The 26,428-nt window shown below is 38.4% G+C and carries 30 protein-coding genes and 3 pseudogenes; 2 read left to right on the top strand and 31 right to left on the bottom strand.

Features of this window, described 5'->3' with window-relative positions; translation table 11 throughout:
- Window positions 1-12: 12 nt before the first annotated feature.
- Both NON16_RS09980 and NON16_RS09985 read right to left on the bottom strand, forming a co-directional pair.
- Entirely contained in the window at window positions 13-768 is a 756-nt protein-coding gene (locus tag NON16_RS09980) for a sugar phosphate isomerase/epimerase family protein (RefSeq protein ID WP_257348794.1), read from the bottom strand.
- A gap of 205 nt (window positions 769-973) precedes the next feature.
- The gene (locus NON16_RS09985; protein WP_257348795.1) at window positions 974-2,002 is read right to left on the bottom strand and encodes a LacI family DNA-binding transcriptional regulator; all 1,029 of its coding nucleotides are present in this window, start codon (window positions 2,000-2,002) and stop codon (window positions 974-976) included.
- Between the two features lie 421 nt (window positions 2,003-2,423).
- On the opposite strand from NON16_RS09985, the gene NON16_RS09990 reads away from it, so the two are divergent.
- A complete protein-coding gene (locus NON16_RS09990) occupies window positions 2,424-3,365 on the top strand; it encodes a nucleoside hydrolase (RefSeq protein ID WP_257348797.1) in 942 nt (313 codons plus the stop codon).
- Between the two features lie 28 nt (window positions 3,366-3,393).
- Here NON16_RS09990 and NON16_RS09995 read toward each other — a convergent pair whose 3' ends face one another.
- Window positions 3,394-4,398, bottom strand: a complete 1,005-nt coding sequence (locus NON16_RS09995) for a serine hydrolase domain-containing protein (protein ID WP_257348799.1) — start codon at window positions 4,396-4,398, stop codon at window positions 3,394-3,396.
- A gap of 32 nt (window positions 4,399-4,430) precedes the next feature.
- On the opposite strand from NON16_RS09995, the pseudogene NON16_RS10000 reads away from it, so the two are divergent.
- Window positions 4,431-4,586: pseudogene (locus NON16_RS10000) on the top strand (DinB family protein); the annotation flags it as partial.
- Between the two features lie 51 nt (window positions 4,587-4,637).
- Here the strand turns inward: NON16_RS10000 and NON16_RS10005 are convergent.
- The 28 genes and pseudogenes from NON16_RS10005 to NON16_RS10140 all read right to left on the bottom strand — a co-directional run.
- A complete protein-coding gene (locus NON16_RS10005) occupies window positions 4,638-4,811 on the bottom strand; it encodes a hypothetical protein (RefSeq protein ID WP_257348801.1) in 174 nt (57 codons plus the stop codon).
- A gap of 149 nt (window positions 4,812-4,960) precedes the next feature.
- A pseudogene (locus NON16_RS10010) lies at window positions 4,961-6,507 on the bottom strand (RNA-guided endonuclease InsQ/TnpB family protein); the annotation flags it as partial.
- A 126-nt stretch (window positions 6,508-6,633) separates the two neighbouring features.
- Window positions 6,634-7,425, bottom strand: a complete 792-nt coding sequence (locus NON16_RS10015; RefSeq protein WP_257348803.1) for a M1 family aminopeptidase — start codon at window positions 7,423-7,425, stop codon at window positions 6,634-6,636.
- On the bottom strand, window positions 7,364-7,699 hold the full coding sequence (locus NON16_RS10020) for a gluzincin family metallopeptidase (RefSeq protein WP_257348804.1): 336 nt from the start codon (window positions 7,697-7,699) through the stop codon (window positions 7,364-7,366). Before NON16_RS10020 ends, NON16_RS10015 begins: the two co-directional genes overlap by 62 nt.
- A 663-nt stretch (window positions 7,700-8,362) precedes the next feature.
- The gene (locus NON16_RS10025) at window positions 8,363-8,695 is read right to left on the bottom strand and encodes a hypothetical protein (protein ID WP_257348805.1); all 333 of its coding nucleotides are present in this window, start codon (window positions 8,693-8,695) and stop codon (window positions 8,363-8,365) included.
- On the bottom strand, window positions 8,655-9,092 hold the full coding sequence (locus tag NON16_RS10030; protein WP_257348806.1) for a hypothetical protein: 438 nt from the start codon (window positions 9,090-9,092) through the stop codon (window positions 8,655-8,657). The genes NON16_RS10025 and NON16_RS10030 overlap by 41 nt, the downstream gene beginning before the upstream one ends.
- Window positions 9,093-9,365: 273 nt before the next feature.
- Window positions 9,366-10,400 (bottom strand): flavin-containing monooxygenase, encoded by a 1,035-nt coding sequence (locus NON16_RS10035; protein ID WP_257348807.1) that lies wholly within the window; start codon window positions 10,398-10,400, stop codon window positions 9,366-9,368.
- 28 nt (window positions 10,401-10,428) lie between these two features.
- Complete coding sequence (locus tag NON16_RS10040; protein ID WP_257348808.1) at window positions 10,429-11,028, bottom strand: TetR/AcrR family transcriptional regulator; 600 nt, start codon at window positions 11,026-11,028, stop codon at window positions 10,429-10,431.
- A gap of 623 nt (window positions 11,029-11,651) precedes the next feature.
- The gene (locus NON16_RS10045) at window positions 11,652-12,626 is read right to left on the bottom strand and encodes a glycine betaine ABC transporter substrate-binding protein (RefSeq protein WP_257348809.1); all 975 of its coding nucleotides are present in this window, start codon (window positions 12,624-12,626) and stop codon (window positions 11,652-11,654) included.
- Window positions 12,580-13,323 (bottom strand): ABC transporter permease, encoded by a 744-nt coding sequence (locus tag NON16_RS10050; protein ID WP_257348810.1) that lies wholly within the window; start codon window positions 13,321-13,323, stop codon window positions 12,580-12,582. The genes NON16_RS10045 and NON16_RS10050 overlap by 47 nt, the downstream gene beginning before the upstream one ends.
- Before the next feature lie 4 nt (window positions 13,324-13,327).
- Window positions 13,328-14,320 (bottom strand): ABC transporter ATP-binding protein, encoded by a 993-nt coding sequence (locus NON16_RS10055; RefSeq protein ID WP_257348812.1) that lies wholly within the window; start codon window positions 14,318-14,320, stop codon window positions 13,328-13,330.
- Between the two features lie 17 nt (window positions 14,321-14,337).
- Window positions 14,338-14,991: an ABC transporter permease gene (locus NON16_RS10060; protein ID WP_257348813.1), complete on the bottom strand. Its 654-nt coding sequence runs from the start codon at window positions 14,989-14,991 to the stop codon at window positions 14,338-14,340.
- Between the two features lie 185 nt (window positions 14,992-15,176).
- Entirely contained in the window at window positions 15,177-15,455 is a 279-nt protein-coding gene (locus NON16_RS10065; protein WP_257348815.1) for a hypothetical protein, read from the bottom strand.
- 137 nt (window positions 15,456-15,592) lie between these two features.
- Window positions 15,593-16,510, bottom strand: a complete 918-nt coding sequence (locus NON16_RS10070) for a S66 peptidase family protein (protein ID WP_257348816.1) — start codon at window positions 16,508-16,510, stop codon at window positions 15,593-15,595.
- A 419-nt stretch (window positions 16,511-16,929) separates the two neighbouring features.
- Window positions 16,930-17,487: a cysteine hydrolase family protein gene (locus NON16_RS10075; RefSeq protein WP_257348818.1), complete on the bottom strand. Its 558-nt coding sequence runs from the start codon at window positions 17,485-17,487 to the stop codon at window positions 16,930-16,932.
- A 201-nt stretch (window positions 17,488-17,688) separates the two neighbouring features.
- Entirely contained in the window at window positions 17,689-17,904 is a 216-nt protein-coding gene (locus NON16_RS10080) for a hypothetical protein (RefSeq protein ID WP_257348820.1), read from the bottom strand.
- 197 nt (window positions 17,905-18,101) lie between these two features.
- Window positions 18,102-18,269 (bottom strand): hypothetical protein, encoded by a 168-nt coding sequence (locus tag NON16_RS10085; RefSeq protein ID WP_257348821.1) that lies wholly within the window; start codon window positions 18,267-18,269, stop codon window positions 18,102-18,104.
- 437 nt (window positions 18,270-18,706) lie between these two features.
- Complete coding sequence (locus tag NON16_RS10090) at window positions 18,707-18,991, bottom strand: hypothetical protein (protein ID WP_257348822.1); 285 nt, start codon at window positions 18,989-18,991, stop codon at window positions 18,707-18,709.
- A 746-nt stretch (window positions 18,992-19,737) separates the two neighbouring features.
- Window positions 19,738-20,160 (bottom strand): annotated as a pseudogene (locus NON16_RS10095) (DMT family transporter); the annotation flags it as partial.
- A 1,322-nt stretch (window positions 20,161-21,482) separates the two neighbouring features.
- Window positions 21,483-22,343 (bottom strand): DUF421 domain-containing protein, encoded by an 861-nt coding sequence (locus NON16_RS10100; RefSeq protein ID WP_257348824.1) that lies wholly within the window; start codon window positions 22,341-22,343, stop codon window positions 21,483-21,485.
- A 33-nt stretch (window positions 22,344-22,376) separates the two neighbouring features.
- Window positions 22,377-22,583, bottom strand: a complete 207-nt coding sequence (locus tag NON16_RS10105; protein ID WP_257348825.1) for a DUF1657 domain-containing protein — start codon at window positions 22,581-22,583, stop codon at window positions 22,377-22,379.
- Between the two features lie 13 nt (window positions 22,584-22,596).
- A complete protein-coding gene (spoVAE, locus tag NON16_RS10110) occupies window positions 22,597-22,947 on the bottom strand; it encodes a stage V sporulation protein AE (RefSeq protein WP_257348826.1) in 351 nt (116 codons plus the stop codon).
- 1 nt (window position 22,948) lies between these two features.
- Window positions 22,949-23,962, bottom strand: a complete 1,014-nt coding sequence (gene spoVAD / locus NON16_RS10115; protein WP_257348827.1) for a stage V sporulation protein AD — start codon at window positions 23,960-23,962, stop codon at window positions 22,949-22,951.
- Window positions 23,962-24,441, bottom strand: coding sequence for a stage V sporulation protein AC (gene spoVAC, locus NON16_RS10120; RefSeq protein WP_257348829.1), 480 nt, complete (start codon window positions 24,439-24,441; stop codon window positions 23,962-23,964). The genes spoVAD and spoVAC overlap by 1 nt, the downstream gene beginning before the upstream one ends.
- 19 nt (window positions 24,442-24,460) lie before the next feature.
- Complete coding sequence (locus tag NON16_RS10125) at window positions 24,461-24,928, bottom strand: YhcN/YlaJ family sporulation lipoprotein (RefSeq protein WP_257348831.1); 468 nt, start codon at window positions 24,926-24,928, stop codon at window positions 24,461-24,463.
- 256 nt (window positions 24,929-25,184) lie between these two features.
- Window positions 25,185-25,391 (bottom strand): DUF1657 domain-containing protein, encoded by a 207-nt coding sequence (locus NON16_RS10130; protein ID WP_257348832.1) that lies wholly within the window; start codon window positions 25,389-25,391, stop codon window positions 25,185-25,187.
- A 408-nt stretch (window positions 25,392-25,799) separates the two neighbouring features.
- Window positions 25,800-26,057 (bottom strand): hypothetical protein, encoded by a 258-nt coding sequence (locus tag NON16_RS10135; RefSeq protein ID WP_257348834.1) that lies wholly within the window; start codon window positions 26,055-26,057, stop codon window positions 25,800-25,802.
- A gap of 248 nt (window positions 26,058-26,305) precedes the next feature.
- The coding region (locus tag NON16_RS10140) for an IS3 family transposase (RefSeq protein ID WP_257348545.1) at window positions 26,306-26,428 on the bottom strand (123 nt) is incomplete at its 5' end.

Here is a 26,428-nt window from a genome sequence, read left to right on the forward strand (position 1 = left end):
TGAACTACCCCTCTATACATTTGCTAAAAGTGACACATACCTACTTACCTCTTGATCTTGTAAAGGAAATTCAATTGCACGCAAAATATCGTTAGGAAAAGATTGTATAAGTTTCCGCCATCCAGAAGAATCCTGTTCAGGCAAAGATAAAGTAACTAGCTTGTTATCATGATGTTCCACATGTTTAAAATGTAAATAGACGACATACTCGGATAGCGCTTTTGTTGCCAACCATACATCTTCTCCGGTATACATCCAATTACCAACATCAAAGGTCATTTTTACCGGTACTTCCCTTTTCATTGTTTCCTTGAAGAAATGTTGAATTCTTTTAAGGTTTCCGCCATGCTCAGTCTGATCATTTTCTATTGTCACTACTAATTGATGCTTCTCAATTTGCAGAGTGGTAAGCAATTCTTTTAAATGATCAGTGCTAGATGATTGAGGATCATAGTGACCTAACGAAAATTTCACTATGGTAGCACCGAGTTTAACCGCCTCCGAGACAATCAATTTAATCGCCTCTTCGTTAATATTTCCTAATTGATCGTATAATTCAACAGGTGCAGAATAGATCGAAAATAAGTTTAATTCTTCTATTTCTTCCCGAAGCGTTTTTAATGAAAAACGTTCATCTGCAAACAGTTCTTTTCTTATTTCAGCTCCTTTTGCACCTGATTGAGCAATGAGCGGCAGGAAATGCCCCTGACCTTTTTTCATGACTTCTTTTGTGTCAAAGGAATTTAAAGTGACAATGATGTTTTCCATGGTGTACTCCTTTTTAAATTTTACGGAACCGGTTCCATTTTGAACTACACGTTAAGAATGGTATAAGACAAGGACTTTTAGGTCATCCCTTTTAAGGGGGACTAAGACTTATCCTTCTTTAAAATTTTCTAGGATTGTAATCCGTGATTTTGGAACCGGTTCCATTTTATATTTTTAAAGAAGACCTTCAATTTTGAAGACCTCTTTAATTATTCGTTGTTGAGCCCCTAATAATAAGTCTGGCGGAAAAAGATGTATACTGCGAAAAGGTTTTATTCCCTTTTATCTTTTGTAAAATGGACTCCATTGCGGCTGTCCCAATTTCATACGTCGGCTGTTCGATCGTGGTTATTCCAGATCCTACAGCGAGAGCCCATTCGGGATTGTCAAAACCCAGTAAAGCCAGATCCTTAGGAATCGATAGGTTTAACTGTTGTAACGCAATGACAAGTTGTAATAGAACGACACCATTAACAGCAAATATCGCCTTCGTTTGACCCTTGGATTCTTCTAGAAAAAATAATAATTTATCCATTAAAGAGCCTTCGCTACTTAAATCAACTTCATATATGTCTTGACAACTAGGATGACCATTTGCTCTTAGCACCTGTTCAAAGGCTGCAGCTCTTTCTTTTCTTGTACTCACTCCTGCCAAGGGCTCTGTAAAAAAGGCAATCCGGTCAAAATTTTGTTCGATTAAATGGTGCATTGCATCCGTAACTGCTCGATGGTTTTCGACTCCGATTGTGTCATATTCTAAACTAGGAACTTTTCTATCCACTAGGACAACAGGGATATCATCATGAGCAAGGTCCTTTAGAGCTTCATTATTCCTACCAGTTGTATTGATAATTAATCCATCAATTCGATGGGCTTGAAGCATAGAAATGTAATCGTTTTCCTTTTCCGGATCATTATCTGTATTGCAGACCAGCAAGTTATATCCGTTTTGATTACAGATATCCTCAGCTCCCCGCATGATAGCTGTGGTATATGGATTACTGATATCAGCTACGACCATGCCAATTAAATTGCTTGTATTTCTTTTGAGCCCGCGCGCCATAATATTAGGTCTGTAATTTAATGAAGCAATCGTGTCCTCAATCCGCTTTCTTGTTTTGGGTGCAATTTCCTTATAATTGCCTCCTAAATACCTTGAAACCGTCGTTTTTGAAACACCTGCTTTTAGAGCTACATCTTTTATCGTCACTCGAGGTAATTGTGGTTTTTCCATGTCATTTTACCATCCTACTTTATTCAAAACCGACCAATGGAACCGGTTCCATTTGCATCATTATAACAGGGTTCTGATCGTTTTTCAAACATAATATTAGATAATCATGTCTGCTAGATTTAAGAAAAGCGTAAGCGCCCTGCTTAGCCACGAAGGTCACTGGAAGACCGACGAGGAGGCTCGGCCCAAACAAGTTCGGCCCTGCGTGGGAATATACATGGAGTACTTCAGTGTGTTGCCGCCGCAGAAGGCCTGAAGTGATCCAAGTGGTTGGGCGCTGAAGCTGGACATTACATCCATGCCGCAAACTTTTATACTTTTTAAACGTGTAAAAACAGACTTACATACCCGTCTAGACATATTCACACTCACTCCGTTATAAACTTCTTATTAGGAACTAGAAATTTTAAGGAGTGAAGATATGAATGTCCTCTTGTTCACCGATTCCGGTATTGATGACACATTCGCTCTTATCTATGCACTACGACACCCTCAAATCAATTTGATTGGGGTGGTAGCAGGCTACGGTAATGTCCAGCGTGACCGTACAATTCGAAATACACAATACGTATTATCATTATTGGGACAAGAGAATATTCCAATTATCAGTGGGGCAAGTCGGCCGATTTTAGGTGACGAACCCGTCTATTATCCTTATGTTCATGGGGTTGAAGGGTTTGGTACGATTATTCCCCAACAACAGCCTAAAGACTTGTATAATTTCAGTAATGTAATTACGCTTCTTACGCAGTCCAGTACTCCTGTAACGATCGTAAACATTGGAAGATTAACCTCATTATCTGTAGCTTTTCTTTTACACCCTGAAATTTTGAGTCTGGTCCAGAACATTTACATCATGGGAGGAGCCTTTTTAGTACCAGGCAATGTGACGCCCTATGCGGAAGCGAATTTTTTTGCAGATCCTACATCTGCAAGTATTGTTTTTAACCACTCCAGCCCTTTATCTGTTCGGCTTTTCCCTTTAAATGTTACCCATAAAGCAATCTTTACACCTGACATCGTACAAACGATTACCCAAAAAATGGAGGAATCGGTTGGTCAATTTTTAGTAAGCACTTTTCAATACTATTACACCTTTTATCAAAGGCAGCGCCCCAACCTTTATGGAGCACCTTTGCATGATTTGGTCGCGATGAATGCGGTAGTTAATCCTCACCTTTTTTCGTCTATTCAACGAAATGTCCAAATTATTGATACTTCACCACTTGGAAAAGGAATTTCGATTGCAGATTTTAGAGATCGCCCAATTATAGATCCCAGTAAAAATGACTTTTCTTTTATTGCTTTAGATATGGATTATCAACGTTTCATCCAGGATGTCTATTTAACCTTCAGCTCATAGTTGATGGCTAATTGTTAAAGGATTTTTCCTATTCAAAAGTATCGGCAACCAAATTGCTAAACTCTTTTAAATAATAAAGGTAGTTATCGTTTCCGTAGTTATAACGCTTATTATACATCTTTGCTACTACTATATTGTGTTCAGGAATAACCAATAAAGTAGGACCTGTGACTCCTAGAATTTGATAAGAACCCTTTGGTACTCGATTCCCCAATTCGCTTTTATCTCTTGGGATATCTTGTACAAACCAGAAAAGTCCATTACGCGGTAACTGTTGATCAATCAATGGTGGACTATGTACTTGTGTTGCCAATTCAATGACTTCTCTGGGGACCACCTGTTTTCCATTTATATAACCTTTATTTAAATGTAGATTGCCCCAATAACCGAACTCTTTTGTCGTAACATAAAGATTGGATTCCATACCATTATTAGTTGAACCTAATTTATATTCTCCTTCTTTGTTAGGGTTGACAATGACCTTTACTAGATTTTCATGTTCGACTGTTTCCCATGCTGTTCTGGTGAAATTTAACGGGGCAAAGACTCTTTCTTTTAATAATTGTGGGAAACTCTTATTGTAAAGTTTCTCAACGAGCTGTGTCATCATTTTAACGTTGATTCCTCTATAAGCCCAACCTTCGCCGGGTTCGAATTCTCTATATACCATTCCATTTTCATCTTCGTCAAGCCCATGCGAATGAGTAACTAAATGTCTTATGGTGGTTTGAGCTAGTAATTCATCATCATAATCATGAAAATATTGTGTAGCTAGGTCATCTAAGCTACCAATCTTGCCTTCGTATAGGGCATAGGCAATGGCTAGTCCTAAATAACTCTTTCTCGAGGAAGCCACATTAAACCGCGAATTGGCTGTGATTGGAATAGCTCCTTCAGTATTTGAATGTTGTCCACTATAATGTTCTAATACTACCTTATTATCCTTTAAAATCAGTAATGCTGCTGCAGAGCTATGATTTCGAACCTTTATATCTTCTATCCATTTAATCAATTTTTCGTATTTAGATTCCATTTGATATCTCCTTACTGCTCAAAAGTACGTTTTATGGTTCGCTAACTACTCGCTACTCTGATATTGTACAACATGTCGTTAACCATGGGACATATCATCGTGGGAATATATCGGCAATGCTACATCAATTTGGTCATACAGGCATTCAGACAGATTACGTTTTATATTTATACACCCTGAATCAATAGTTAGTGAACTCTAGCTAACTTTAACCTTACTTTAAAGGCAGTCTCAATCGATTATGAGACTGCCTTTTTCTTTGTTGATTTCTTTAATAACTCCTGATCTGAAAGAAACACACGGTGATCTTCAAAAAACGGCAGTAAATCACGATTTGTCGATTTTTCCATCGAAGAAATAAATTCTCTAGTTGTTGATACACCGAATTTTTGCTGTTTAAAGTAACGTTTCATAGCTTCGTAAAACGCTTCGTCTCCAAGGTGCTGACGTAAATCATTTTACGTACTTGCTCCATAACCATAGATCATGAATACTCCCGCCACTTACTCTGCCATAGGGCTTCCTTGAAGTGGGGGTTTCTAACGTATCGACCTAAAGGTAAAGGGACTCTTAACGTTAGTGGAGCTGACACATTGGCGACCTGATTACGCCCAGCCCCTCTATGCCATTGGTCTTGCCTTTGGCACTTCTTTTTTAGAAGACAGTGGGTTGCCACACATTCACCAACCGGAGGGAAGCGGCTCGCTCTCTGAAAAATTGGAGAATCGCCTTTTTTAAAATATTGGCTGCTCCGTTGAGGTCTGCATTCACGTGTACACCCGTAGATGCTCGATACAAACCCCGCTTCACCCGTCTTCCTGAAAATACAGGTGGAGACTTCACTTCATCCCAAACAGGAATAGGATCATCATCTAAAAAACTGGCTTTCGACGTGTACGACTCTTCCGTTGTGATGACGTTAACCCCATACTGTTGAGCTTTGTAGGTGATCATGGTGATGAGCAAGGAATGGGGAATACTGACAAAGGCTTGATTTTGACGTTTTCCCATGTTTACTTCCTGTTTCCAATCTTTATTTTGGCCAATGATGATGGTGTCTACCTTTTCGTTTAAGGCAAGATTCACAATCGTATGGCTCGCTTTATGAAACAAATCTTTGAGTCTTCGGTATCGGATTTGGTGTAAGCGTTCCAATCGTCTTGAGGTGTGGGCTCCTTCTTTCAGAGCTTTTCCATGGCGAAGAATGGCTCTGTAATGAGCTACTCGCTTATTGTAATAGTGGTTGATCGATTTGATCCGATTCCCCTTTATGAGGAAGGGTGTTGCACCTGTATTGGTCACCCCGGAAACGAGATTGGTGATCCCCAGGTCAAGTGCCATGATGGTACCAGTGGAGTGTTGCTTGGATTCAATCGCATTCTCCATTTTGAACACGAGTTCCACAACATACCGACCATATTTCGGGATCACCCGAACCTGCATCAGTTTTCCAGATCCACCTAGCTTCCCGATGTTTAATCGGTCTTTGGTTTTCGGGAACTTTAAGTATTTGTACGCTTTTATGACACAATCTTGGTTGGTAAAAAGGACTTCTTTTTCTGAAGAACGACAGTAGTTGGGAATGCGTGGTCTCGCCTTGTACTTTTCAGGATGAAGTTTGTAGTCTTTCAAACTGGCATGAAAACTTTTCCAGTTTTGAAACACCGTTTTCATGACCCATTGACTGCTTTGGGTGGGCAAAGCAAGATAATCCGGCTGTTTAATGATAAGAAATAGGCTATTTAAGAAGTTATAATGGACATAGGGGCGTTCCCTAGTAGGAGCTTGAAACAGATTACAGGTTACCTTTTTCTGCTGATCAACAGGTTTTGTCTTTTCTTTTACGAGTCTCCCCTGAAAGGCGTTCCGTTGTTGGTTATTCATCTTGTCCAAATTTCGATGAATGGTTTCCAGTACTTCTGTTTGGAGTGGATGCAACGCTTTTTCACTTGTTAGGCCGGTATACACTTGGCGGATAAAAAAATTCACCATATTATGCATGTTCTTGGCGTTTTGGCAGGACGCTTGAAAGTAGCGATACAACCGATGCCCTGGCTTGATCCAGATTTGTTGCGTGGTGTATGCCACTGTGGGACATTGTATTGCCATTTGAATCACCTCCTTTTTGAATCAGAACATTCGTTCCCCTCAATTGTATCACAGAATCGAGAACAGTGGAAGTCGGATTCAAGGATGGTATACACCAACTCTGGTCGAAGTCGATTTACCCCCACCCTACTCATTGGGTACCGTCTTTTCATTCCTTGAGGATGGGGTACTCTCGACTTTATTGATAGAATAGTAGGCATTTATTCCACCCTCATCAGCGCGGTCAGTGAAATCTGAAATCTGGCTTGATAAGTGGTAATAGGAATCAGCGTGAGGAGCTACTTTTAATTCATTTAAATCACCGTCATACAATGCTGCGGCATAGCTTGCAAACGATTCATCAAGCCAAGGTTCGTCATATTCGTTGTTACCGATAATTCCATAAAACCATTGATGTCCAATTTCATGGGCATTCACTGATTTCGCCCAATCAAGTGGACGGTCCCCCGCAGGGCTGATCATGACAAGCTGAGGATATTCCATTCCACCGAACCAGCCTTCCATCGTAACGATATCAAGCTCAGGCCATGGATACTTGCCAAATTTCTCACTGAAGAGAGCAAGGCTGTCAATTCCTGATTCTAGAAGAGCGGCTGCATATTTAGAATGCTCCTCAGAATAATAAACATTCACTTTAATACCCTTCACTTTAGACGAGATCACACGGTAATTTGGATTCATCTCCATTGCAAAATCTCGAACATCAGAGGCTTTATATCGGTGGGTCGCCTTATTGCCTTTGATAACCGGTTTCCCGATTTCTTCTCCGGTAGCGGCGATTACCTGGTTTTTGTCCGTCGTAACCGTCACATCATACTTTCCTGATAGAGAATAGAACGACTCTCCGTATGGATAACTAGGGGTCAACATTCCAGCCTTCATCATCATATACTGCAAGAATAGGGAACCAGTTTCCAAATGAAACCGTATCTCCATCCCAACCGAAGCGGTCCTGTTGCTCAGGCAGGCTGACTTCAAAATCCATGGTTACGGTAGCCTTTTTATTCTTTTGTAATGATAGATGATGAATATGTAAAGCCGTATCATTTACTTCAAAGTCCGCTTTTTTCCCGTTCACTTTTATTTTCGATACATCCATTCTCCCGCCATTTTCCTCAAATACTTCCGCATTCCCCCAGAGATTAAAGTACAATTCACTTAAATTGTTCTTGATGTTGTTTCTAAATGTCACTTCAAGTGTTCCTTTAACCTAGTGTGTCGTTGAGTTGTAATCCACATCCATTACGTAGGAGGGTTTGGCTGGTCCAAGTGAATTTTCATGTTTCTTTAGCTTTTGGACAGTAAACGGCTTCTCCTGTGATGTGATAATTGGTGCTTCAGAAGGTACATATGCACCCTGATGCTCCAGATTACCCTTTGTTACATTAGGCTGAGCAGCAGATGCTGGAAAGAGCTAATCCCATTATCAAACTACCAGCGGCAATTCCTTGCAAAATCCGCTTTGTTGTACGTTGAATGTTCACATAATTCCTCCTTTTTCTTCTTCATTAGGTAATTCTATTATCACTAAGTTCTTACCTTGAATCCTTTTGCTTATTTTAGGTAAAAACATCTAGTGAAATAGCCCTTGAATAAAGCATAGTGGCGATAGTCCGTGAAAAACTAGAACTTATCTTCATAGGAGAAATGACTGTACCGGGTAAAAATAAACAATGAAAAAGAGCTGACTCATAAGCGTCAACTCTTGCTGTTTAGTTCCAATAAAACAAGCCAATGGATAAATCATATTGAAGACCAAGACTTTAGATCGTTATATTAATTTGAATTGGAAAAGACAACGGAAATTACGGTGCGCTCTTTCATTAGACTTATTTTGCAAAAAACATTTCTAAGGTTACCTTAAAATTGGATTATTTATCTCCTTTAGATATGATCTAACCTCTTGCTTATCTAGAACATCTAAAAGAATTGCCGTTTCTTCATCATCCTTGCCTTTATCTAAAGTAAAGATAAACCTAGTGTTTTTATCACGAAATATATAGAGATTATCTACATTTTGAATTTTATTTAACATATTCCTAAAAGGCCTTCTCATAACATTGTAACTAGGAACTTTGTTATGAGTATTTGTATACATTTCAGAAATTTTCAGGAATTTTTCCAAGGAAATTCGGAATGATGGATTTTTAGCTAAAGTCTGTATCTTTGCCTTTGCCTGGCTTGTCATAAGAGGTTGGCTCATCTCCATACTCCCCTTTCAAAAATTTATCAATAGAATGTAGTTGATCCAAGTTACCTAATTTAGCTTGCTTAGTAGCATATTTCATTAAATGTTTCATTTGTCCTTTTCTCATCATTGCGATAAGCACATCTTGGTCTTGATAATCTTTTAAAACTGCGTCGTTTATGATATCGATCCTAAACATACCAATATAATAGGTTAATAAAATAAGAAAGAAAACTAATGTTATCCCAGCAACACTTGATTGTAAAAGCAGACTCCAATGTATCTTTCCTTCTACAGTGATATCAGTAATAACTGCACCACAAAGAATTCCAGAACCAAATGTTGAAACCATTGAACTTACTGCCCTTCCTTGAGGGCTATAAAGAGCTTCCATCATATTAATTTCTTCTCCTATTATTTATATTCCCATAGTAGCATATATTGGAACATTAATTGTAAAAAAAGGATTTTTTCTTAAAAAATAAAAATGTTTTTTGGTTGTAATTATCATTATTGTATATCAAGAAGACTTTTTAATAGGCTGCTCGAAGTGCCTTTTTATTAAGAGGTGCTGTACAGATTGCATCGATACTAGTGCAATTTGCAACAACCACAATAGTTATAGACAAAGAAAAAAGCACATCATCGTTCGTGTGTGCTTTAGTTCATACTAATTAAGGTACTTACTCAAAAACTTAGCATCATGCTTCAACCCGTTAATTTGAGCAGAGCCTACTCGGGAGAGCCAAGGTAATCCCAAGAAGAAAATTCCCTTAACAGGACTGACCCCCCTTTGATGGATTGGTTTGTTATGATCTAATACTCCAGGAATAGATATCCAACTAAAGTCAAAATCAAATCCAGTAGCCCAGATAATGCTGTCCACTTTTATCTTCGCACCATCTTGAAACTTTATTTCTTGATCATGAATGGAAATCGTTCTTTCCTTTATTTTCACCATACCACTTGCTATTAATGACTTTAATTCCATGCCGATAACTGGTTCGGTTTTCTTTAGGAACTGTGACAATTTTGCATCAACGGAAATTTTGGAGAACCTTAAGGTATCTAGCCACCAGAATATACTGCGGTTTAATATTCGGTGTGGTATAAATATAATCTCATGTCCCGTAGACAAGTATACTTGCCGATTTTTAGAAAGCTCTGCTGCAATTTGCGTCCCGGAGTTTCCACCCCCGACAACCAACACCGACCCTTTAGGAAGCTGTGAAGGTCTGCGATATTCCGATGAGTGGATTTGAAAAATACGTTTGGAATCGATCCCCTTTACTTTAGGTATAACAGGCTTCTGAAAAGGACCTGTCGCAACCACCACGTTCGTGGCCATAAAGGTTCCATTAGATGTTATCGCTTTGTATTTACCATCTACCTGTTCTAACCTTTCCACCTTTGTATTTAATTGAACTGGGATAGAAAAATACTTGGCAAAACGCTCTAAGTAATCAGCAAATTCATCTTTTGTAGGAAAACCTTCAGGATTACCTGGCATTGTCATTCCAGGCAAAGAACTATAATTTCGCGGACTGAATAATACAAGGGAATCGTATCGGTTTCTCCACACATCTCCAATTTGGTTACAAGCATCAACTAAAACAAATGATCGCTTAGTTTGTTGCAGATAATATCCCATCGTAAGCCCCGCTTGACCAGAGCCGATGACTAACACATCGATATTCTTATTCAAATGTCCTCCACCTTTCTATTAGTGTGAATCACGATTTGAACATTCTTAAAATGAGTTCAGTATCGGGTAGTACCAATTTATCTGTTTGTTGGACTTGCTGTATCGCGATTCCTTGGATGAACGCAAAATAACTACCAGCGAGCTTAGTGGGATTATCTTTAATGATTTGACCCGCCTGTTGCCCCGAAATAATAATCGGTATGATCCCTTCAAGAATAGAGGGGGATTTGGACTTAACCATTGCTTTTACTTGTTCTGGTACGGCGTCGGATGTAAAAGCTTGAACCATGATTATATAAAAATAAGCCCCATCATCGGAAATTCCTTTTAGAATGGCTTCCGTTAACCACCGGAGTTGATCCAAAGGGGGTAAATTCTGTTTAATGGCATCATCTACAACCATTTTCGAACCATCTAGTGCTCTTTCTACAAGCATTGTAAAAATTTCATCCTTCGAACTGAAATAATGATAAACCAAGCCGTGGCTTAAACCAGCTTCGTTTGCAATTTTACTTATTTTCGTTGCCGCAAGCCCCCTTCTAGAAAATACTTTTAGAGCAGCTTGTAAGATTTGTTCCCTACGCTCATCTTTGATTTGTTTATTTTGTTCTTCATTTCTTGGGGCCATAATTTAGATCCACTCCACAATTTGGTTAACTAGCATATTTTCTTATAATCTAAAATTCATTTTATTGGTTGACTAATCAGTCAATGTAATTATACTCCCCATTTATTGTTTTGTGAATGTTTTTCTGGAATAGTTGGAGTCTGCCTCGACATGTTTTTAGCATATGAGTAACTTATAAGCTTACACCAGTATGGAGTGTTAATTATCAACCAAGCTGCCAAGTTCATGGTTTTATATATGCATGTCAATTCTTTTAATCATCATCATTCGTTTTGGGTACATTTTTGTCGCTACTTAATGAATTTTATAACACGATTTAAAAGCTCAAAAACAAATTAAGCTTTCTTGGGAGTAATTCTTTCTTTTATGAAACAAAAGAAGAGGTGATCTTAAAAGGACAATTTAAGTCCTTAAAGTCAGCCCCTTTACGGAATAATTTACGTATATTCCCCCTAAACTTACCTCCCCTACCTGACAACGTTTGTCCTCAGGAGTCTACAGTGTTTCCCCCGGTCATTGCACCTTCTTTTCCATTTATCCCGACCTAATCAATACGTCTTATCGGTCATTTTCCTTTTTCCTCATAAGATGCGTTTGTCTGCAGGTTATATATATATCATATTTCAATCATTATTCAATAATCCATTTTCCACTAGCCATTCATGAGCTACAACTGAAACACTCTTTCCCTCGACATCAACCTTATAGTTTAGTTCTCGCATGATGTCGCTGTTTAATTTCACCGCCAATGGTTTTGTGATTTCTTTAATTTCGGGGTACTTTTCATACACCTCCTGATTAATTGCAACCGCTGCACGGTAAGGAGGGAAGAATTGTCGGTCATCTTCTAGAACAACTAGATCGTAAGCTTTGATCGTTGCATCCGTCTCGAAGGCAACGGAAACATCAACCTGTCCATTATTTAGAGCTCGTTGGGTTAGACCCAGCTCCATCTGTTTAATTTGACCAGGACCAAATTCAAAGCCATATTTCTCTTCTACCCCAGGCAAACCATCGGGCCGGTTAGCAAATTCTGCATCAGATGCCATCGTCAACTCCCCGGGATGCTCCTTTACATAGGCTGCTAAATCACTAATGGTTTTGATCCCTAGTTCGTTTGCCTGATCACTATTCATAACAAGTGCATATGTGTTGTTAACTTGAGACATATTCATCCAGTGAATACCACGCTTCGCATCCAGTTTTTTTACTTTTTGAAAAGCCTTTTGCGGATCGGCTATAGGTTCTGCTCCCATGTAGGTTATTAGCGCAGTCCCGGTATATTCCCACATCATATCAACTTGTTCATTTTTTAATGCTGTACGAACGACCGTACTTCCAAGATTGTTCATTTGCTTTACCGTAAATCCTTCCTCAGTTAACAAGAAACCGGTCATCTCAGAAAGTAAGTATTGCTCTGTAAAATTTTTACCGCCAACCGTTATTTGTTTACCTCCGATACCAAAGCCAGAACACGCACTTGTCATAGCAAGTATTAAGAATAACGTCAACCATTTGAGCGCATTTTTCACCCTTCCACCACTTCCTATCCTATGTTTCTGCAGATTGCGATCGTCTCGTACCTTTTGGAACAACAATGTGCTCTACTCCTCGAAGTATGTAATCGGCCATTATAGCCATTAAGGTAACAGGAACAGCACCGGAGATCAGGTAGCCATTATCGAACAATTGAATACCAGTGAAAATCCATACGCCTAATCCACCACCGCCGACTACATAGGCAAGGGCTGCTGTTCCAATGTTTAATACAACAGCTGTACGTATACCTGCCAAGATGGAATAAGCAGCATTAGGCAATTCGATCCGAAACAATATCTGAGAGGGCTTCATCCCCATTCCTTTAGCAGCATCGATGAGATCTTCGTCAATGGAATCAATACCGGCAACTGTATTACGATAGATAGGCAAAAGGGAATAAATGAATAACGCAAATACAGCAGTTTTGAAGCCAATGCCAAGAATACTAATCATTAGCGCAAGTACAGCAAGACTTGGGATTGTTTGCCCGAAATTTACGGTGTTTGAAACAAGCCATTCAGCCCGCCTGAACCTTTGCCTCGTGATGATAATACCCGCAGGCACCGATATCGCAACAGCTAGTATGGAAGAAACAAGTACAAGTTGAATATGCTGTGTCAAGAGAACGATAAACGTGCTGGATTGGCTGAAAATATTGTTGAAGTATTGATTTTGAATCGCCCAGATGAAGAAGATGATCACCAGCGCATATAAACCATACCGAACAATATTACCGATTAATTTCTTAGTGTTCACCAAATCACCCTTTCTGGGAGGCAGCAGGCTTTCCCTTGATTTCGAAATGAAGGTACTTTTGTACAAGATCAATCGTGACGGCACCTAGTTTGTGATCATTATTATCCGTGACAATGACTTGATCTGCTTCCTGATTCATTAACATAGACAAGGTATTTCGTAAATCCTGATTGATATTGATCGTCTTAGTATCATGAATCGTTTCATCAAAATCCACTAGGCCAATATTGTCCTGTAAATCCTTAACCGTGTGTAAACTAAGACTTCTTATAGCACGATCTTTGCCAAAGAATTGCACTACAAAGTCATTTTTGGGATGGGCCAACATCTCTGAAGGAGTGTCGAACTGCATAATTTCCCCTCCGCGTAATAGTACGATTTTGTCCGCCATTTTAATCGCCTCATCAATATCATGGCTGACAAATAAGATCGTCTTTTTCACTTCCCTTTGAATCTGTAAGAATTCCTCTTGAATTTTTTCACGAATGATCGGATCCAATGCACCAAACGGTTCATCCATTAGCATGACTGGCGGATCGGCTGCAAGTGCTCGAACAACACCTATCCGCTGCTGTTGACCGCCAGATAGTTCGTGAGGGTAACGTTTTCGATATTCTTTTGGATTTAGGCCGATAAGTTCCATCAACGTGTGGAACCGATCACGTTTTTCCTTCTTGCTCCATCCCAATAAATCAGGAACGATCATCACATTTTCTTCAATCGTCATATTCGGAAATAGCCCGTTACTCTGAATGACGTACCCAATCTTTCTTCTTAATTCAATTTGATTCAGTTCCATCGAATTTTGGCCGTCAATGATAATCCTTCCATCCGTAATAGACTCAAGACGGTTGACCATTCTCAACAGTGTAGTTTTGCCACATCCAGAAGGCCCTAACAAAACGACAATACTTCCTTCTTCAACGGTAAAATCAACATTGTTGACAGCAGTAACACCGCCTTCATATGTTTTTGTCGTATGATCGAACGTTATCATCTTTTCACCTCTTCGTATTAATTAGCTATGCCCTTTGGTGTATACCGTTTTTGAATCAATAATAAAATTCCGTCAGCAATCATAGCAAGAAAAGCGACAGCCAGCGAACCGCTTATGATCAAGTAGTTGTCTCCACGACTAATCCCCTGTGTTATTAAAACACCCAATCCTCCTGCACCTATATAAGCGGCAATAACACCGATCCCGATATTTAAAACGACAGCAGTGCGTATACCTGCCATGATTACAGGGAGGGCATTCGGAATTTCAACACGTAGTAGACGTTGATAGGTCTTCATACCAACTCCGACTGCTGCATCACGCATTTCAGGACTAACATTTTTAATAGCCGTGTATGTATTTCGAATAATCGGAAGCTGTGAATAAAGAACCAAAGCGACAAAGGCCGGAACAAATCCAATACCTTGATTAATCATTGAAAAGACGGGGATCATCACACCGAACAGAGCAATACTCGGAATCGTTAACGTGATAGAAGCCACTTGTAGAACCGTTCCTGCTAGATATTCATTTGTGGTCAAGTAAATTCCTAACGGGACCCCTATAATAAGTGCGACAATGATTGCTAACCCGACAAGCATTGCATGTTCGATTGTCAATTGAAGAATACGAGGCGCGTTCACATCAAGAAACCGTATCCACTCCTGCAATTTTAAAGCCTCCTTTTGAAAGCGGAATGTTTTTTGCATAGAAAACAAGTGCAAAATAAAGAGCCGATCAGATTTGATATACCTGTCGACCCTCTCGCTTATTATAACCATACCATATTTTTAACATTCTTTTATTTTCCAGTAGATTAGACAACTGTTATTTCGTTTGTATTTGTACTCGTACTTTACTGATTTTTATTTTGTTGGGCTTGGTTAGTAGCTTGAGGTTGTTGTTGTGCTTGTTGGAACTGTTGGTTTTGTTGAGCATTAGCTTGAGCCCCTGCTTGAGGTTGTGCTTGAGCTTGTTGAACTTGTTGTTGTGCTTGTTGAAGCTCTTGCTGTGCCTGCTGAAGCTGTTGTGGATTTGCGCTTTGTTGAGCTTGTTGCACAGCTTGTTCTGCGGCTTGTACCGCTTGTTGGAGCTGTTGCTGTTGTTGGTTGTTCGGTTGGTTTTGTTGTGGCATTACTGAAAACCTCCTGTAAAAATATTTTGTAGAGCCTATTAAAACTCAACATTTTTTAGAGTTTGCTATTGTCTCGAAAAATATACAAGAACACCATTAATTCTTTTAAGTCGTTAATTATTTATCGGTTTTCACAATCAAAGACTCACTGTTGGTTCGAGCACGGTTATTGTTCGATTGATTGTGTTCATGTTAGTTATTGCTCCAATAGGAATTGCTGCTTTATAAATTCCGTGTCCGCTTGCAAGATTCGTCATAAGTGGTTTTCCAAGTGGAACAACAAAGTCGTTAATTAATTCTTCATAGGACTTACCATAAGACACCGGGCAATCGGTACAGTCACCCATGATAATACCAATACAATCATCGAATTTTCCCGCCATTTTTAAATGATTCATATACCTATAAACAGTATTAATCGGTTCATGCGTCTCTTCTAGAAACAGAATTTTTCCCTTTGTATCTATTTCGAAAGGCGTTCCCAGTGTGCCGATAAAAGATGTGAGATTACCACCGACGATGCGACCTGTTACCAAGCCAGGAACTCTGCCAATTAGCGGTCTTGCAGGAGGATTCTCTATTTGATTCGTTGATGTTATCGTGGAAGTGACAGAATAGAACTGATTAAAATTGTACACCGGGGTTTCAGGAGTAAAGTCAATAAGCATAAGACTATGGAACGTTATTAATCCTGTACATTGAGATAGAAAATTTAATAATACAGTAATGTCGCTATATCCCGAAATGATTTTTGGATTCTGCTGGATGATTTCATAATTAAGGTAGGGAAGGATTCCGGCTACACCTACCCCTCCTCTTGTAGGTAGAATCATCTTAACCTGTTCATTTTGAAACATGTTCATCAAATCAAATGCACGTTCTTGAGCGGTGGCCGCAAGAAACCCGTTTTGGGAATATACATATTGTCCTACTATTATATTAAATCCCATATTTCTCAATGTATTGATTCGAGCATTAATAACCCCCGCATCCAATGGGCTACCTAAAGTAACGATTCCAATGGTATCACCTTGTTGTAAAATAGGTGGTCGCATATATACGTTTACCCCCTCATATATTCCTTCATGTGATGAAAATTGAAAGAATGAAATCCTCCATCTTACCCTCTTATCATATTATTGGATAAACGCCGATTACATTCGTGTTATTTCATATCCTAATAAAAGAACATGCATAATTTTGTCCTACCTTCATATTGAAACTTCCTTTAATCACGTAAGAAAAGCGCAAGCGCCCTGCTTAGCCACGAAGGTCACTGGAAGACCGACGAGGAGGCTGTTGCCGCCGCAGGAGGCCTGAAGTGATCCAAGTGGTTGGGCGCTGAAGCTGGACATTACATCCATGCCGCAAACTTCTATACTTTCTTAACGTCCAAAAAAGGACTACCCCGCAAGAAGGTAGCCTTTTCACATATCCTTAGTTGTATATCAAAATAATGTAATATTCATGTAGTTTATCGGTAATTGTTATGATTTGGTTGAAACAAGTCTTCCTGACTATTTCTTACATCAGAAAAATGATCGACATTGTAATGACCATAAAGTATTTCATTATGATGATTGATTATCTGTTCGGCAGATAAGGTTGATGAATCTGTCGTTGAATGCCCATCCCTAACCAAAGTTACATCAAAATGGTTTACAGTTGCACTTCTGACAGCTGTGTCAATGCAATGTTCTGTTTTACATCCCATTATAACTAGATGTTCAACCTTTTCTTCCTTTAAAAAGCTCATTAATGGAGTTCCATAAAACGAATTTGTTGCTTCTTTATCATATATTTTAGAATTAGGAGGAACTTTAATTTCCTGATGGATTTGAAACCCTTTACCTTTGCCCTCGGCGACATCTTTATCTCTTACAAAGACTACTAACGAATCTGATTCTAATGCTTTGTTTATAACCAAATTAATATTACCCAACAGTTTTTCTTTATTTAAAACACTCATCTCTTTTTGATTGCCTTCAATTAATTCTTGTTGGGCATCAATAACCAGCAAAGCTTGATTCATAAAAAAACTCCTTTTAAGTTAATTTTTAAACCTTCCTTAAAAGTACCCGCTCAATTTTAATAATCATAAAAATCGCCCCCTTAAAAATATTTAAAAGTGTTAGAAACATATACAAAATAATATTTCTTACATATTACTGTTTCGACAAAAAATATGAGATAACCTTTTTTTGAGAGATCGATATCGAACAGCCATAACGTTTCAAGCGTTCGGTCTCCACTCCCTATGGACTTTAATTTTTATCAGCCAAAAAACACCTAGTCCCAATGCATCAGCAAAAATAAGTGTAACCATCTCCACGCCGATCAAATCTGAAAGGATCCCTCCGAAAAGCATTCCAGCTAAACCACCTAACCCCCACAGTTCATTGTATTTTCCAATTAAGAATCCACGATTTTGTTCATCTGCTACATCCAATACAGTTAAAAATCCTCCAAGGCGTAGGAATGACCATGCCACACCCTATAAACAGCGCATCAATAACAATAACCAAAACCCACTCAAATAACCGTAAGAGAAGGTCGTTATTGCAGCTAGCACCACTGCGATAAGCATTCCTGTCCTTTTACTGATCCGGTGATACAGCCAGCCAACGAATGGATTGAGTGGTAATCTTACAAATCGATTAACAGACAAAATACCCCTACTTGCCATAATGCCGTCAAACCGAAACTTTCCCAATAGATGGGCAAGACTATATAAAGCATCGTGTCACCAAGTAAACAAACTGCAGTTATCAAAGCAATCAATATAACTGGCTTTTCAGCTTCACTCCTGTTCATATAATCTCTCCCGACTTCTTTACTTCTTTTACATCCAGTATATAACGTCGGGGTTGAAGTAGTTATTTTTAAAACTCTCTCATGAAATAAAAGGGGCTGACCCAAAAAGGAAGACAATAAAAATGTTCCTTTGGGTCAGCCTCATTAAATTGTTTATTTTGGTGTAAAAAGCTTTACACCACAGAAATCCTTAGCATGGTGGGCAATCGGTCTTGGGTCGTTGCATTAATTATCCCGTACCTTAGTTGACAACGGTAATCATTATTTATGGAACTTGGTTGAATGAAAAAATAAATGATCTGAAACATCACATTTTTAATATCACCTTTATAAATAGGGAATCTCGTTAGCATACCTGAAGTTTTATACAATAAGAGATTTGCTTCAAAGTGAAAGATAAAGATGGTTGGATCCTTTAAAAGGATCCAACCACTGAATTAGTTATCTTTATTATTTTCATCATCAATATCCTCTGGATCCTCTATTGGGTCTTCTGGATCTGGATCTTGATCCTTTTCATCATCCTTATTTGGGGTATCATTTTCATCGACACCAGGTGCGTTTTCGTCTCCAATTGGATCAATATCATCAGTATCATCCATATTTTCAGTTGTTGGAGCTTGTTCTTCCTCCGGAGACGGCTCTTGATTATTGTTACAGCCCACTACCATCATAGCGGATAAAAATATGCTCGTTAACATAAGAAGCCATTTCTGATTCATGGTCATTCCCCTTTCATTGTTTGATATATAGCCTGAGATCCTTGTTATCTTTTCCCGTAGGAAGGTAATTATGCTTACTTATCAAAATTAAAAATTAAGAGAAGAAGCCTTTTAAGATTGCTTCCCACTAAACAAAGAAGTTTTCGAAATCTGATCTATGTAAAAAATAAACAATGAACATCGCTAATTTTGCGACTTAAACAAAGTCCGGTTTCCCCTTTGTGGGAATACCGGACTCTGTTGAGTCATTTTAAGCTAGGACCATACAGAATCATTAGTTTTGAGTTCTGAATCCTCCTCTAAATCAGTTTAAGATCGTCCCGTGGGATATAAATATTACCCCAAATTCGTGTTGGAAGCATTTTGCCATTTACTGACCTCTACCCATTACAGCTATATTTTATAGTATGACAACGGACTAAATTGGTGTGTTTGTATTGGTGGCATAATTTGATGGGACTTATTCACCTGTAATCTATACTTTAATTATATCAAAAATTAAGTAATCTTTTTTACATAGCCTGCTATTAATTCGCGAATTCGGGTATTTATTGAATTAAAAACATATAATTTGGAAACAGTAACTACATCAAGTAACAACATCTTAGAGTTACTGTCTGTGCCCCTGGGTGTCAGGGGCTTATTTATTATCAAATACGTGCAAGTACAAATACAAAAAATTGATAGACTTTTGCTTCATAAAAACTGTGTCTAGAAACTGATAAATTTATCGACTCACTAATTAATTAACCTCCTATTTGTATATTTCGTTTTACTCTTCCTGGTAATTTATCTCCCCAGATATGGATGAACAAAACTCCAAATAGCGTGATTGCCCCTCCTACCACAGAAAGGATAGTCGGCACCTCTCCAAGCCACATCCATGCAATCACAAATGCAAGAGCCGGTGTTAGGTAAAGGGAACTTGTTGCCTCTGACGCTCCTACACGTGATGTAACGTAGGCTAATGCAAGATAAGGAATAACCGTAGGGATGAGACCTAAGTATACAATGCTAAGTGTTGATTCTATAGATGATTTCGTTATTTCACTAGTTAATCCCGGGAGGAAGAAAAGCATAAATAGCGTACCTGCCCAAATCGTATAGGTAGTAAATTCCAGAAATCCATACTTTTTTAAATAACGTGCTTCAAATAAACGATAAAGATTATTTATTTTTTATCGGTAAAGGTAAATAGATAACGATGAGCTGTTTTTGGTGCAGCTCTTTTTTTATTGAAGAATTTTTAATTCCAATCGTTGACAATTAATATTAACTTTATATGGAAATCATGAACGGTATACTTCACAAGTAAATTCCATAATATTAATACAACATAATATTAATACAAAATGAAATCCTTATGTTTGGGGTGAACGTATAGACTACGACGCAAGATTTTCACATTTCTAACGGTTGGTATGTTGTCCTTAGCAATATATAGTTTTCAAAAAAATTTAGGTTCGATTCAGTGTGGAGAGGCCTTTACCATACCAATTGACACTCTTAATATTCAAGATAATGATTGAAGAACGTCTTATTTCATTGCTAAATTCCATTAAATGAATCATTAATATGTAAAGGTGGTTTCGGGACTCGTGCAGCAGCTGTTCAAAGAAATGATCAAAAAGACAATCAATACAGTCCTTGCTTTTTATGATTTTGAGTATGAACACATTTATAAAAGAATAAAGTGACACTGTAACTCAGTTGATTTTAAACTACATGTAAACACTTAGGATTATTTCGAATACTAATGGTGTTTGTCCCAATTATTTTACCATCGGGATTTAATGGATGCTGTTAAGTCTTCGCCTAGATTATTGTAGGGATTGACTTTGTAAGCGTTTTCAATTAAAATAAAAATTAGGTTGAACAACAAATGTGGTTGTTATGGTTTCCGGCGTAGGTGGGGCCGGTAGCACAGTTAAAGCCCTGATATGGGTTCCTTTTTAATTTTACATGAACTTCATAGAATAAAAGCAATGAGGATTAGAAAAAACGGGATCCAAGTTTCCCATTTTTCTGGTCTTTTATTTTTTCATTAATTAACATGACGTATTAATATTTGTACTTTAGTAGGCAAGACAGAAAGAAAACTCTAATTAACTAAAAATTACGGAGATGTGAGGTAAAAAGATTATCTTATTCATGTGAAAAGAATGAAAAAGAAAAAAGTTATTTAAACATTACTTGAAATAGATACGAAAAAATACGTTAGTAACTATGCAATAAAATTAAAAAGGAGACCAATCTAAGCAGTACGCAGCTGGTTATGATTAGTTTCCTCAGTTTTTCCGTATATATACGATGATATCTTTTTTAGGAACCTCTTTTAATTCTTTAATCGTTCATTTTTACATGCTTAGCTAGCGCATCTACTTGAATTTCAAGGTAATCAATATTATGTTCAAAAATAATTACCCATATAACAAAAATAAATTTTTGAGTTATAGATATTTCAACGTATATCTTTATGGTTTAATAAGCTTTAATTTCTTAACAAAGGAGTTACTTTATCGATCGCTCCTTGTAATTTACCACCGTTTTTGGTGTACATGTGTTTTGCTTCTTTTGCTTTTGTTTCAAGAGCAAACAATTCTAAGTCAGCTTGACATTTCTTTAGTGTAGCTAGTAATAGCGGTTTTTCTTGAGGTGATGGAACTTGAAGTTTATCATCAAATAAATCGACCGTTAATTGTCCGTAAGAATCGACTTGCCCCAAAAAGACGTTCTCGATACTGACCCCTAGTTTATCCAGTTCAGTATTTAACCACTTCCGACTTTGCCCAATCGTTGATAAAGGTTCATCCAATATTTCTCCATCCATGATCACGTTCTGTGGCTCCTTAATTGGAGCAACAGCCAGGTTAAGATCTTTCGCAGTTAAAGGCTGATTTTCTTTCTTCAAAAGTACACTCAAATCACCAGTCGGCTCTAAAATAGCGAACTCTACATCCGCTGCTTGAAATACATCCTTCTTTCGAAGCAATTCCAACAACTCGTCCGTTGTATATTTTTCTTTCTTTAAATTATCCTCCATGACTTTCCCATCTTTTATGAATACGGTGCCTTTCCCTTCGATAAAATCACGAACTTTTTTACTTTTTAAAGATACTAAACCAGCAACAAAAGGAGCAGCAGCAAATATCACAATTCCAAGTATTCCATTAAAAATGTTTCGCTCCAGTCCCATCGCCACCTCTGCTGCGATACTACCAATCGTAATCCCTGATACATACTCAAAAAACGAAAGTTCAGACAGTTGTTTTTTACCAAGCCATTTGGTAACTAAGAAAAGAACAATGAGAAAAGTGAAAGAACGAACGACCACATCCAACCAATCTGGCATTTTTAAGCACCTCCCGATACATACGTATTTCAGTTAAAAACCTTTATACTGCAATTCTTCCTGTTCCAATTCACCCACTCGTTTTTCTAAATCGAGGACCACTTCATGTGTGACCAACATGGTTTCATGGAGATTACGTTTTGCCTCTATATCTTGTGTCCGCAACGCTAAACTGGACAAACCAGCTTCGATGCTTTTCAAGCTCGATAAACATTGTTTCACTTGGGAACCAACCGTCATCACAAGTTCCTCCTTATCCTTTTGGTTTAAATAATAAAGCACCAATCATGCCAAAAATAATGGCAGCTGAGATACCTGCGCTAGTAACTTGAAACATACCGGTGACAACACCAACTAATCCATGTTTTTCTGCTTCAGCCATAGCCCCATGTACAAGGGAGTTACCAAAACTAGTGATCGGGACCGTCGCACCCGCTCCAGCAAAATCAATAAATGGTTCATATAAGCCAAAACCATCCAATAGCGCCCCAATCACGACAAACGTACTTAGTGTATGGGCTGGAGTAAGTTTAAACACATCAAACATAATTTGCCCAATCACACAAATAAGTCCTCCAACAACAAAAGCCCAAAAAAAGATCATGTTAGTTTTCACCTCCATATTCAATCGATACTGCATGGGCAATGCAAGGAATTGTTTCATTTTGCTGAAAAGTGACAGGTGATAATAGTGCCCCTGTTGCAACGACTAACATTCGTTTAAACTCACCTTTCTTCATACGATTCAATAGATGGCCATAAACGACGGTTGCCGAACAACCGGAGCCACTTGCTCCTGCCAGTACAGGCTGTCCTTCACGATAAATCATAAGTCCACAATCCTTATAGTTTTCTTCTTTGATTGGAATTCCATGTTTTTGAAATAAGTCAAGTGAAACCTCACGACCAATATGGCCAAGATCCCCCGTCACAATTAAATCATAGTAAGAAGGGTCAAGGTCTCTTTCTTTCAAATGAGCCTCAATCGTATCAACAGCAGCTGGCGCCATTGCTCCTCCCATATTAAACGGATCCGTCATACCCATGTCAACGATACGTCCTATGGTGGCTGATGTGACAAAGGGTCCTTCCCCTTTGTCACTTAGTAATGCAACGCCTGCACCAGTCACGGTCCATTGTGCTGTTGGAGGCTTTTGACCCCCATACTCTGTCGGGTATCGGAATTGCTTTTCTACCGCGGTATTATGACTCGAAGAACCTGTTAAGATATAGTTTGCTCCTTGACCATTGACCAAAAAAGCACTAAGAGCCAAGCCTTCCATCGAGGTCGAACAGGCTCCAAACAAACCAAGATAAGGAGCACCTAATGTTTTCGTAGCAAAACTAGTCGGCGTAATTTGATTAATAAGATCGCCGCCTAGAAAAAATTGTATTTGCTCTTTTTGGAGTCCTGCCTTTTCTATGGCCGTTTGGCATGCTTCTTCCATTAACACCTTATGGGCTTTTTCGTACGAATCTTGTTCAAGCCAGAGATCAGAATGAAGTATGTCAAAATCCTCTGGTATTTCTCCATTTGCTTCAAAGGGACCTCCAACAGTTCCGGTTGTGAGGATCACCGGTTTCCGCTCAAAAACCCAAGTGCGATGGCCTGTCAACATTACAATCCCCCCCACTGTATCAAAATCGTCTTAATGGTAGCGATTACGAAGGCCGCGAACACACCAAACAAAATAACAGAACCAGCTAGTTTAAACATATTTCCCCCTACACCGAGTACGTATCCTTCCGTTCGATGCTCGATCGCCGCCGAAATCACCGCATTTCCAAATCCGGTCACGGGGACCGCAGAACCGGCTCCACCGAATTGTGCAATTCGATCATAAAATCCGAATCCAGTAAGAAGCATCGAGATAAAAATCAAGGTGGCCACCGTCGGGTTGCCAGCCGTTTGATCCGTGAAATTAAAAAAGTAAATATAAAACATTTGGATTCCTTGTCCGACAAGGCAAATGCAGCCACCAACAAAAAAGGCTTTCACACAATTTCCAATAATCGGTCGTTTTGTTTCTCGTTCATTTTCAAAGTCTTGGTATTCCTGTTGAATTGGAGTCATTTTTTTCTTTTGGTTGTTTGACATACGTCAATTCCTCTCTCGATCAGGGTTGCTCTTTCATTAGTGCTTTAATTCTATCGAGTTCTTTCTGTAACGATTGTTTTTTCATCTTTTGATTGTGTAATTTCCCCTCCAGCTTTTCCAGTTCGAAAAACATTTTTTGATCAGTTGAGACCTCAATCTTGTGATCAGGATAAGACTTTTTTAAATTTGTTTTCACTTTTTTTTCGATTTCTTTTAATTGAAAGCGATCAAAATTATCGACTTTTATGGCTACGAGTAATTCTTTGTTGGTATTGACCGCTCGGACATCGGTTACTTCTTTTATTTTTATAACTTTTTCTCTAGATTCATTTGCTATCGATTGATCAACCTCTTGTTTGGTATGTATCTTAGTTACATTCGCATTTTCTTGTTCTGACCCGTTTTCATTTCCCGTACACCCTGAAACCAAGCCCAACACAACAAGCAGAGACAGACCAAATTTAGGCCATTTTACATTCACTTCCATACCATCACCTGTCCATTTCCGACAATATATAAGAAAAGGTTGGACTTTTTATCAACCTTTTCATTTTGTTGCACGGTAAGAAAGTATAAAAATACTTTCTATAGTATAAGCGCAACTAAGACGATCACCTGCGCTAAGGCTTGGCGCTAGCCAAGTTTTCTTTACACGTTAAGAAAGTATAAAAATACTTTCTATAGTATAAGCGCAACTAAGGCTCAGCCGGCGCCAAAGGCTTGGCTTTGCCAAGTTTTCTTTATTATTGTTGCTTGTATTGGGGTTCTTCTTGTTCGATTTCCTGGAGACGCGGAGTGATGCTATCAATAACCATTTGTGTTTGTTGAGCTGCATTTTGGTATAGTTGTTTAGCTTGTTCATTTTCAGTACCAAGGGCGAAGGTTTCTAAGCTTGCTTGAGCGCTTTTTAGACCAGCTAAGGTTTGTTTTACTTGACTTCCTACTGTCATGATGGATTCCTCCTAAATTAAATTTTAATTACTATTTTAGAATGATGATAAAATCTTCTTTTTATTTTTCTAATTTTTCCCATCATCTATGAGAGATTGTAAATGAACCCCCTTTTTTGGCATAAATAATTTAAATTAAAAGTGGTATTAAAACATCCATTATATTTAGGGATTCACAGAAATCCCATGCATTAAGAAAAGCGCAAGCGCCCTGCTTAGCCACGAAGGTCACTGGAAGACCGACGAGGAGGCTGTTGCCGCCGCAGGAGGCCTGAAGTGATCCAAGTGGTTGGGCGCTGAAGCTGGACATTACATCCATGCCGCAAACTTTTATACTTTCTTTACTCATGAAAAACGAAAAAAGATGGTCTTCCTAACGGAAAACCATCTTTTTTCTTTTATCACTCTTTAGAATAGATCGTTTTGGTTCGGTGTCGTTTGTTGTAACGGTTGATTGTTTGTCATTTGTTGTAACGCTTGGTTGTTTGTCATTTCTTCTAAGGGGTTCGTCATTTGTTGATTTTGTGCGTTGTTGATCACATTAGATATTGTCTGAGGGAGTTGTTGAAAGGTACCATTTCGGACTCCCCTTGTTATTCCGTAAATCGCAGCCCCAGTTGTACCCAAAGCAAGTAACGAAGTCATCATACCACGTCTTTTATTCATGAAAATCATCATCCTTTTTATAGAAGATACTGTTTCTTAAAGACCCTTTCTTAGAAACACGTTTAGTTTGAGAAATACTGGACAATTAATACTGATCACTCTTTTCCATTTCTACTTTAATCCGTCATTTATGTCACTTGAATAAAAATAATATGTCCCATTTTATCCATACTAATTACTATATAAGAAAAACCTGAGTGGAGAAAAGCTGAACTGTACCCTTAAAAAAAGACAGTTTAATAAAAGTCCTAAGCAGCTAAGAGGTGACCTCGGAATTGTTCCGGGGTCATCTTTTCTAATCCCCATTGATACCTGGAGGAATTGTAGTAATCCATGTAATCGTCTACTTTCTTACGTAATTCCTCTACAGT

The organism is Pseudalkalibacillus decolorationis (assembly GCF_024609785.1).
Lineage (GTDB): Bacteria > Bacillota > Bacilli > Bacillales > Fictibacillaceae > Pseudalkalibacillus > Pseudalkalibacillus decolorationis.

Bases quoted from the DNA above. Each gene is read 5' to 3' on its own strand.
- NON16_RS10100 (WP_257348824.1), bottom strand. From the start codon at position 22,343: ATGCCAGATTGGTTGGATGTGGTCGTTCGTTCTTTCACTTTTCTCATT.
- NON16_RS10090 (WP_257348822.1), bottom strand. From the start codon at position 18,991: ATGAATCAGAAATGGCTTCTTATGTTAACGAGCATATTTTTATCCGCT.
- spoVAD (WP_257348827.1), bottom strand. From the start codon at position 23,962: ATGTTGACAGGCCATCGCACTTGGGTTTTTGAGCGGAAACCGGTGATC.
- NON16_RS10065 (WP_257348815.1), bottom strand. From the start codon at position 15,455: ATGCCACAACAAAACCAACCGAACAACCAACAACAGCAACAGCTCCAA.
- spoVAE (WP_257348826.1), bottom strand. From the start codon at position 22,947: ATGATCTTTTTTTGGGCTTTTGTTGTTGGAGGACTTATTTGTGTGATT.
- NON16_RS09980 (WP_257348794.1), bottom strand. From the start codon at position 768: ATGGAAAACATCATTGTCACTTTAAATTCCTTTGACACAAAAGAAGTC.
- NON16_RS10135 (WP_257348834.1), bottom strand. From the start codon at position 26,057: ATGAATAAAAGACGTGGTATGATGACTTCGTTACTTGCTTTGGGTACA.
- NON16_RS10130 (WP_257348832.1), bottom strand. From the start codon at position 25,391: ATGACAGTAGGAAGTCAAGTAAAACAAACCTTAGCTGGTCTAAAAAGC.
- NON16_RS09995 (WP_257348799.1), bottom strand. From the start codon at position 4,398: ATGGAATCTAAATACGAAAAATTGATTAAATGGATAGAAGATATAAAG.
- NON16_RS10070 (WP_257348816.1), bottom strand. From the start codon at position 16,510: ATGCGACCACCTATTTTACAACAAGGTGATACCATTGGAATCGTTACT.
- NON16_RS10075 (WP_257348818.1), bottom strand. From the start codon at position 17,487: ATGAATCAAGCTTTGCTGGTTATTGATGCCCAACAAGAATTAATTGAA.
- NON16_RS10040 (WP_257348808.1), bottom strand. From the start codon at position 11,028: ATGGCCCCAAGAAATGAAGAACAAAATAAACAAATCAAAGATGAGCGT.
- NON16_RS10005 (WP_257348801.1), bottom strand. From the start codon at position 4,811: ATGAAACGTTACTTTAAACAGCAAAAATTCGGTGTATCAACAACTAGA.
- NON16_RS10125 (WP_257348831.1), bottom strand. From the start codon at position 24,928: ATGGAAGTGAATGTAAAATGGCCTAAATTTGGTCTGTCTCTGCTTGTT.
- NON16_RS10030 (WP_257348806.1), bottom strand. From the start codon at position 9,092: ATGATGGAAGCTCTTTATAGCCCTCAAGGAAGGGCAGTAAGTTCAATG.
- NON16_RS10085 (WP_257348821.1), bottom strand. From the start codon at position 18,269: ATGAACAGGAGTGAAGCTGAAAAGCCAGTTATATTGATTGCTTTGATA.
- spoVAC (WP_257348829.1), bottom strand. From the start codon at position 24,441: ATGTCAAACAACCAAAAGAAAAAAATGACTCCAATTCAACAGGAATAC.
- NON16_RS10105 (WP_257348825.1), bottom strand. From the start codon at position 22,583: ATGACGGTTGGTTCCCAAGTGAAACAATGTTTATCGAGCTTGAAAAGC.
- NON16_RS10025 (WP_257348805.1), bottom strand. From the start codon at position 8,695: ATGACAAGCCAGGCAAAGGCAAAGATACAGACTTTAGCTAAAAATCCA.
- NON16_RS09985 (WP_257348795.1), bottom strand. From the start codon at position 2,002: ATGGAAAAACCACAATTACCTCGAGTGACGATAAAAGATGTAGCTCTA.
- NON16_RS10055 (WP_257348812.1), bottom strand. From the start codon at position 14,320: ATGATAACGTTCGATCATACGACAAAAACATATGAAGGCGGTGTTACT.
- NON16_RS09990 (WP_257348797.1), top strand. From the start codon at position 2,424: ATGAATGTCCTCTTGTTCACCGATTCCGGTATTGATGACACATTCGCT.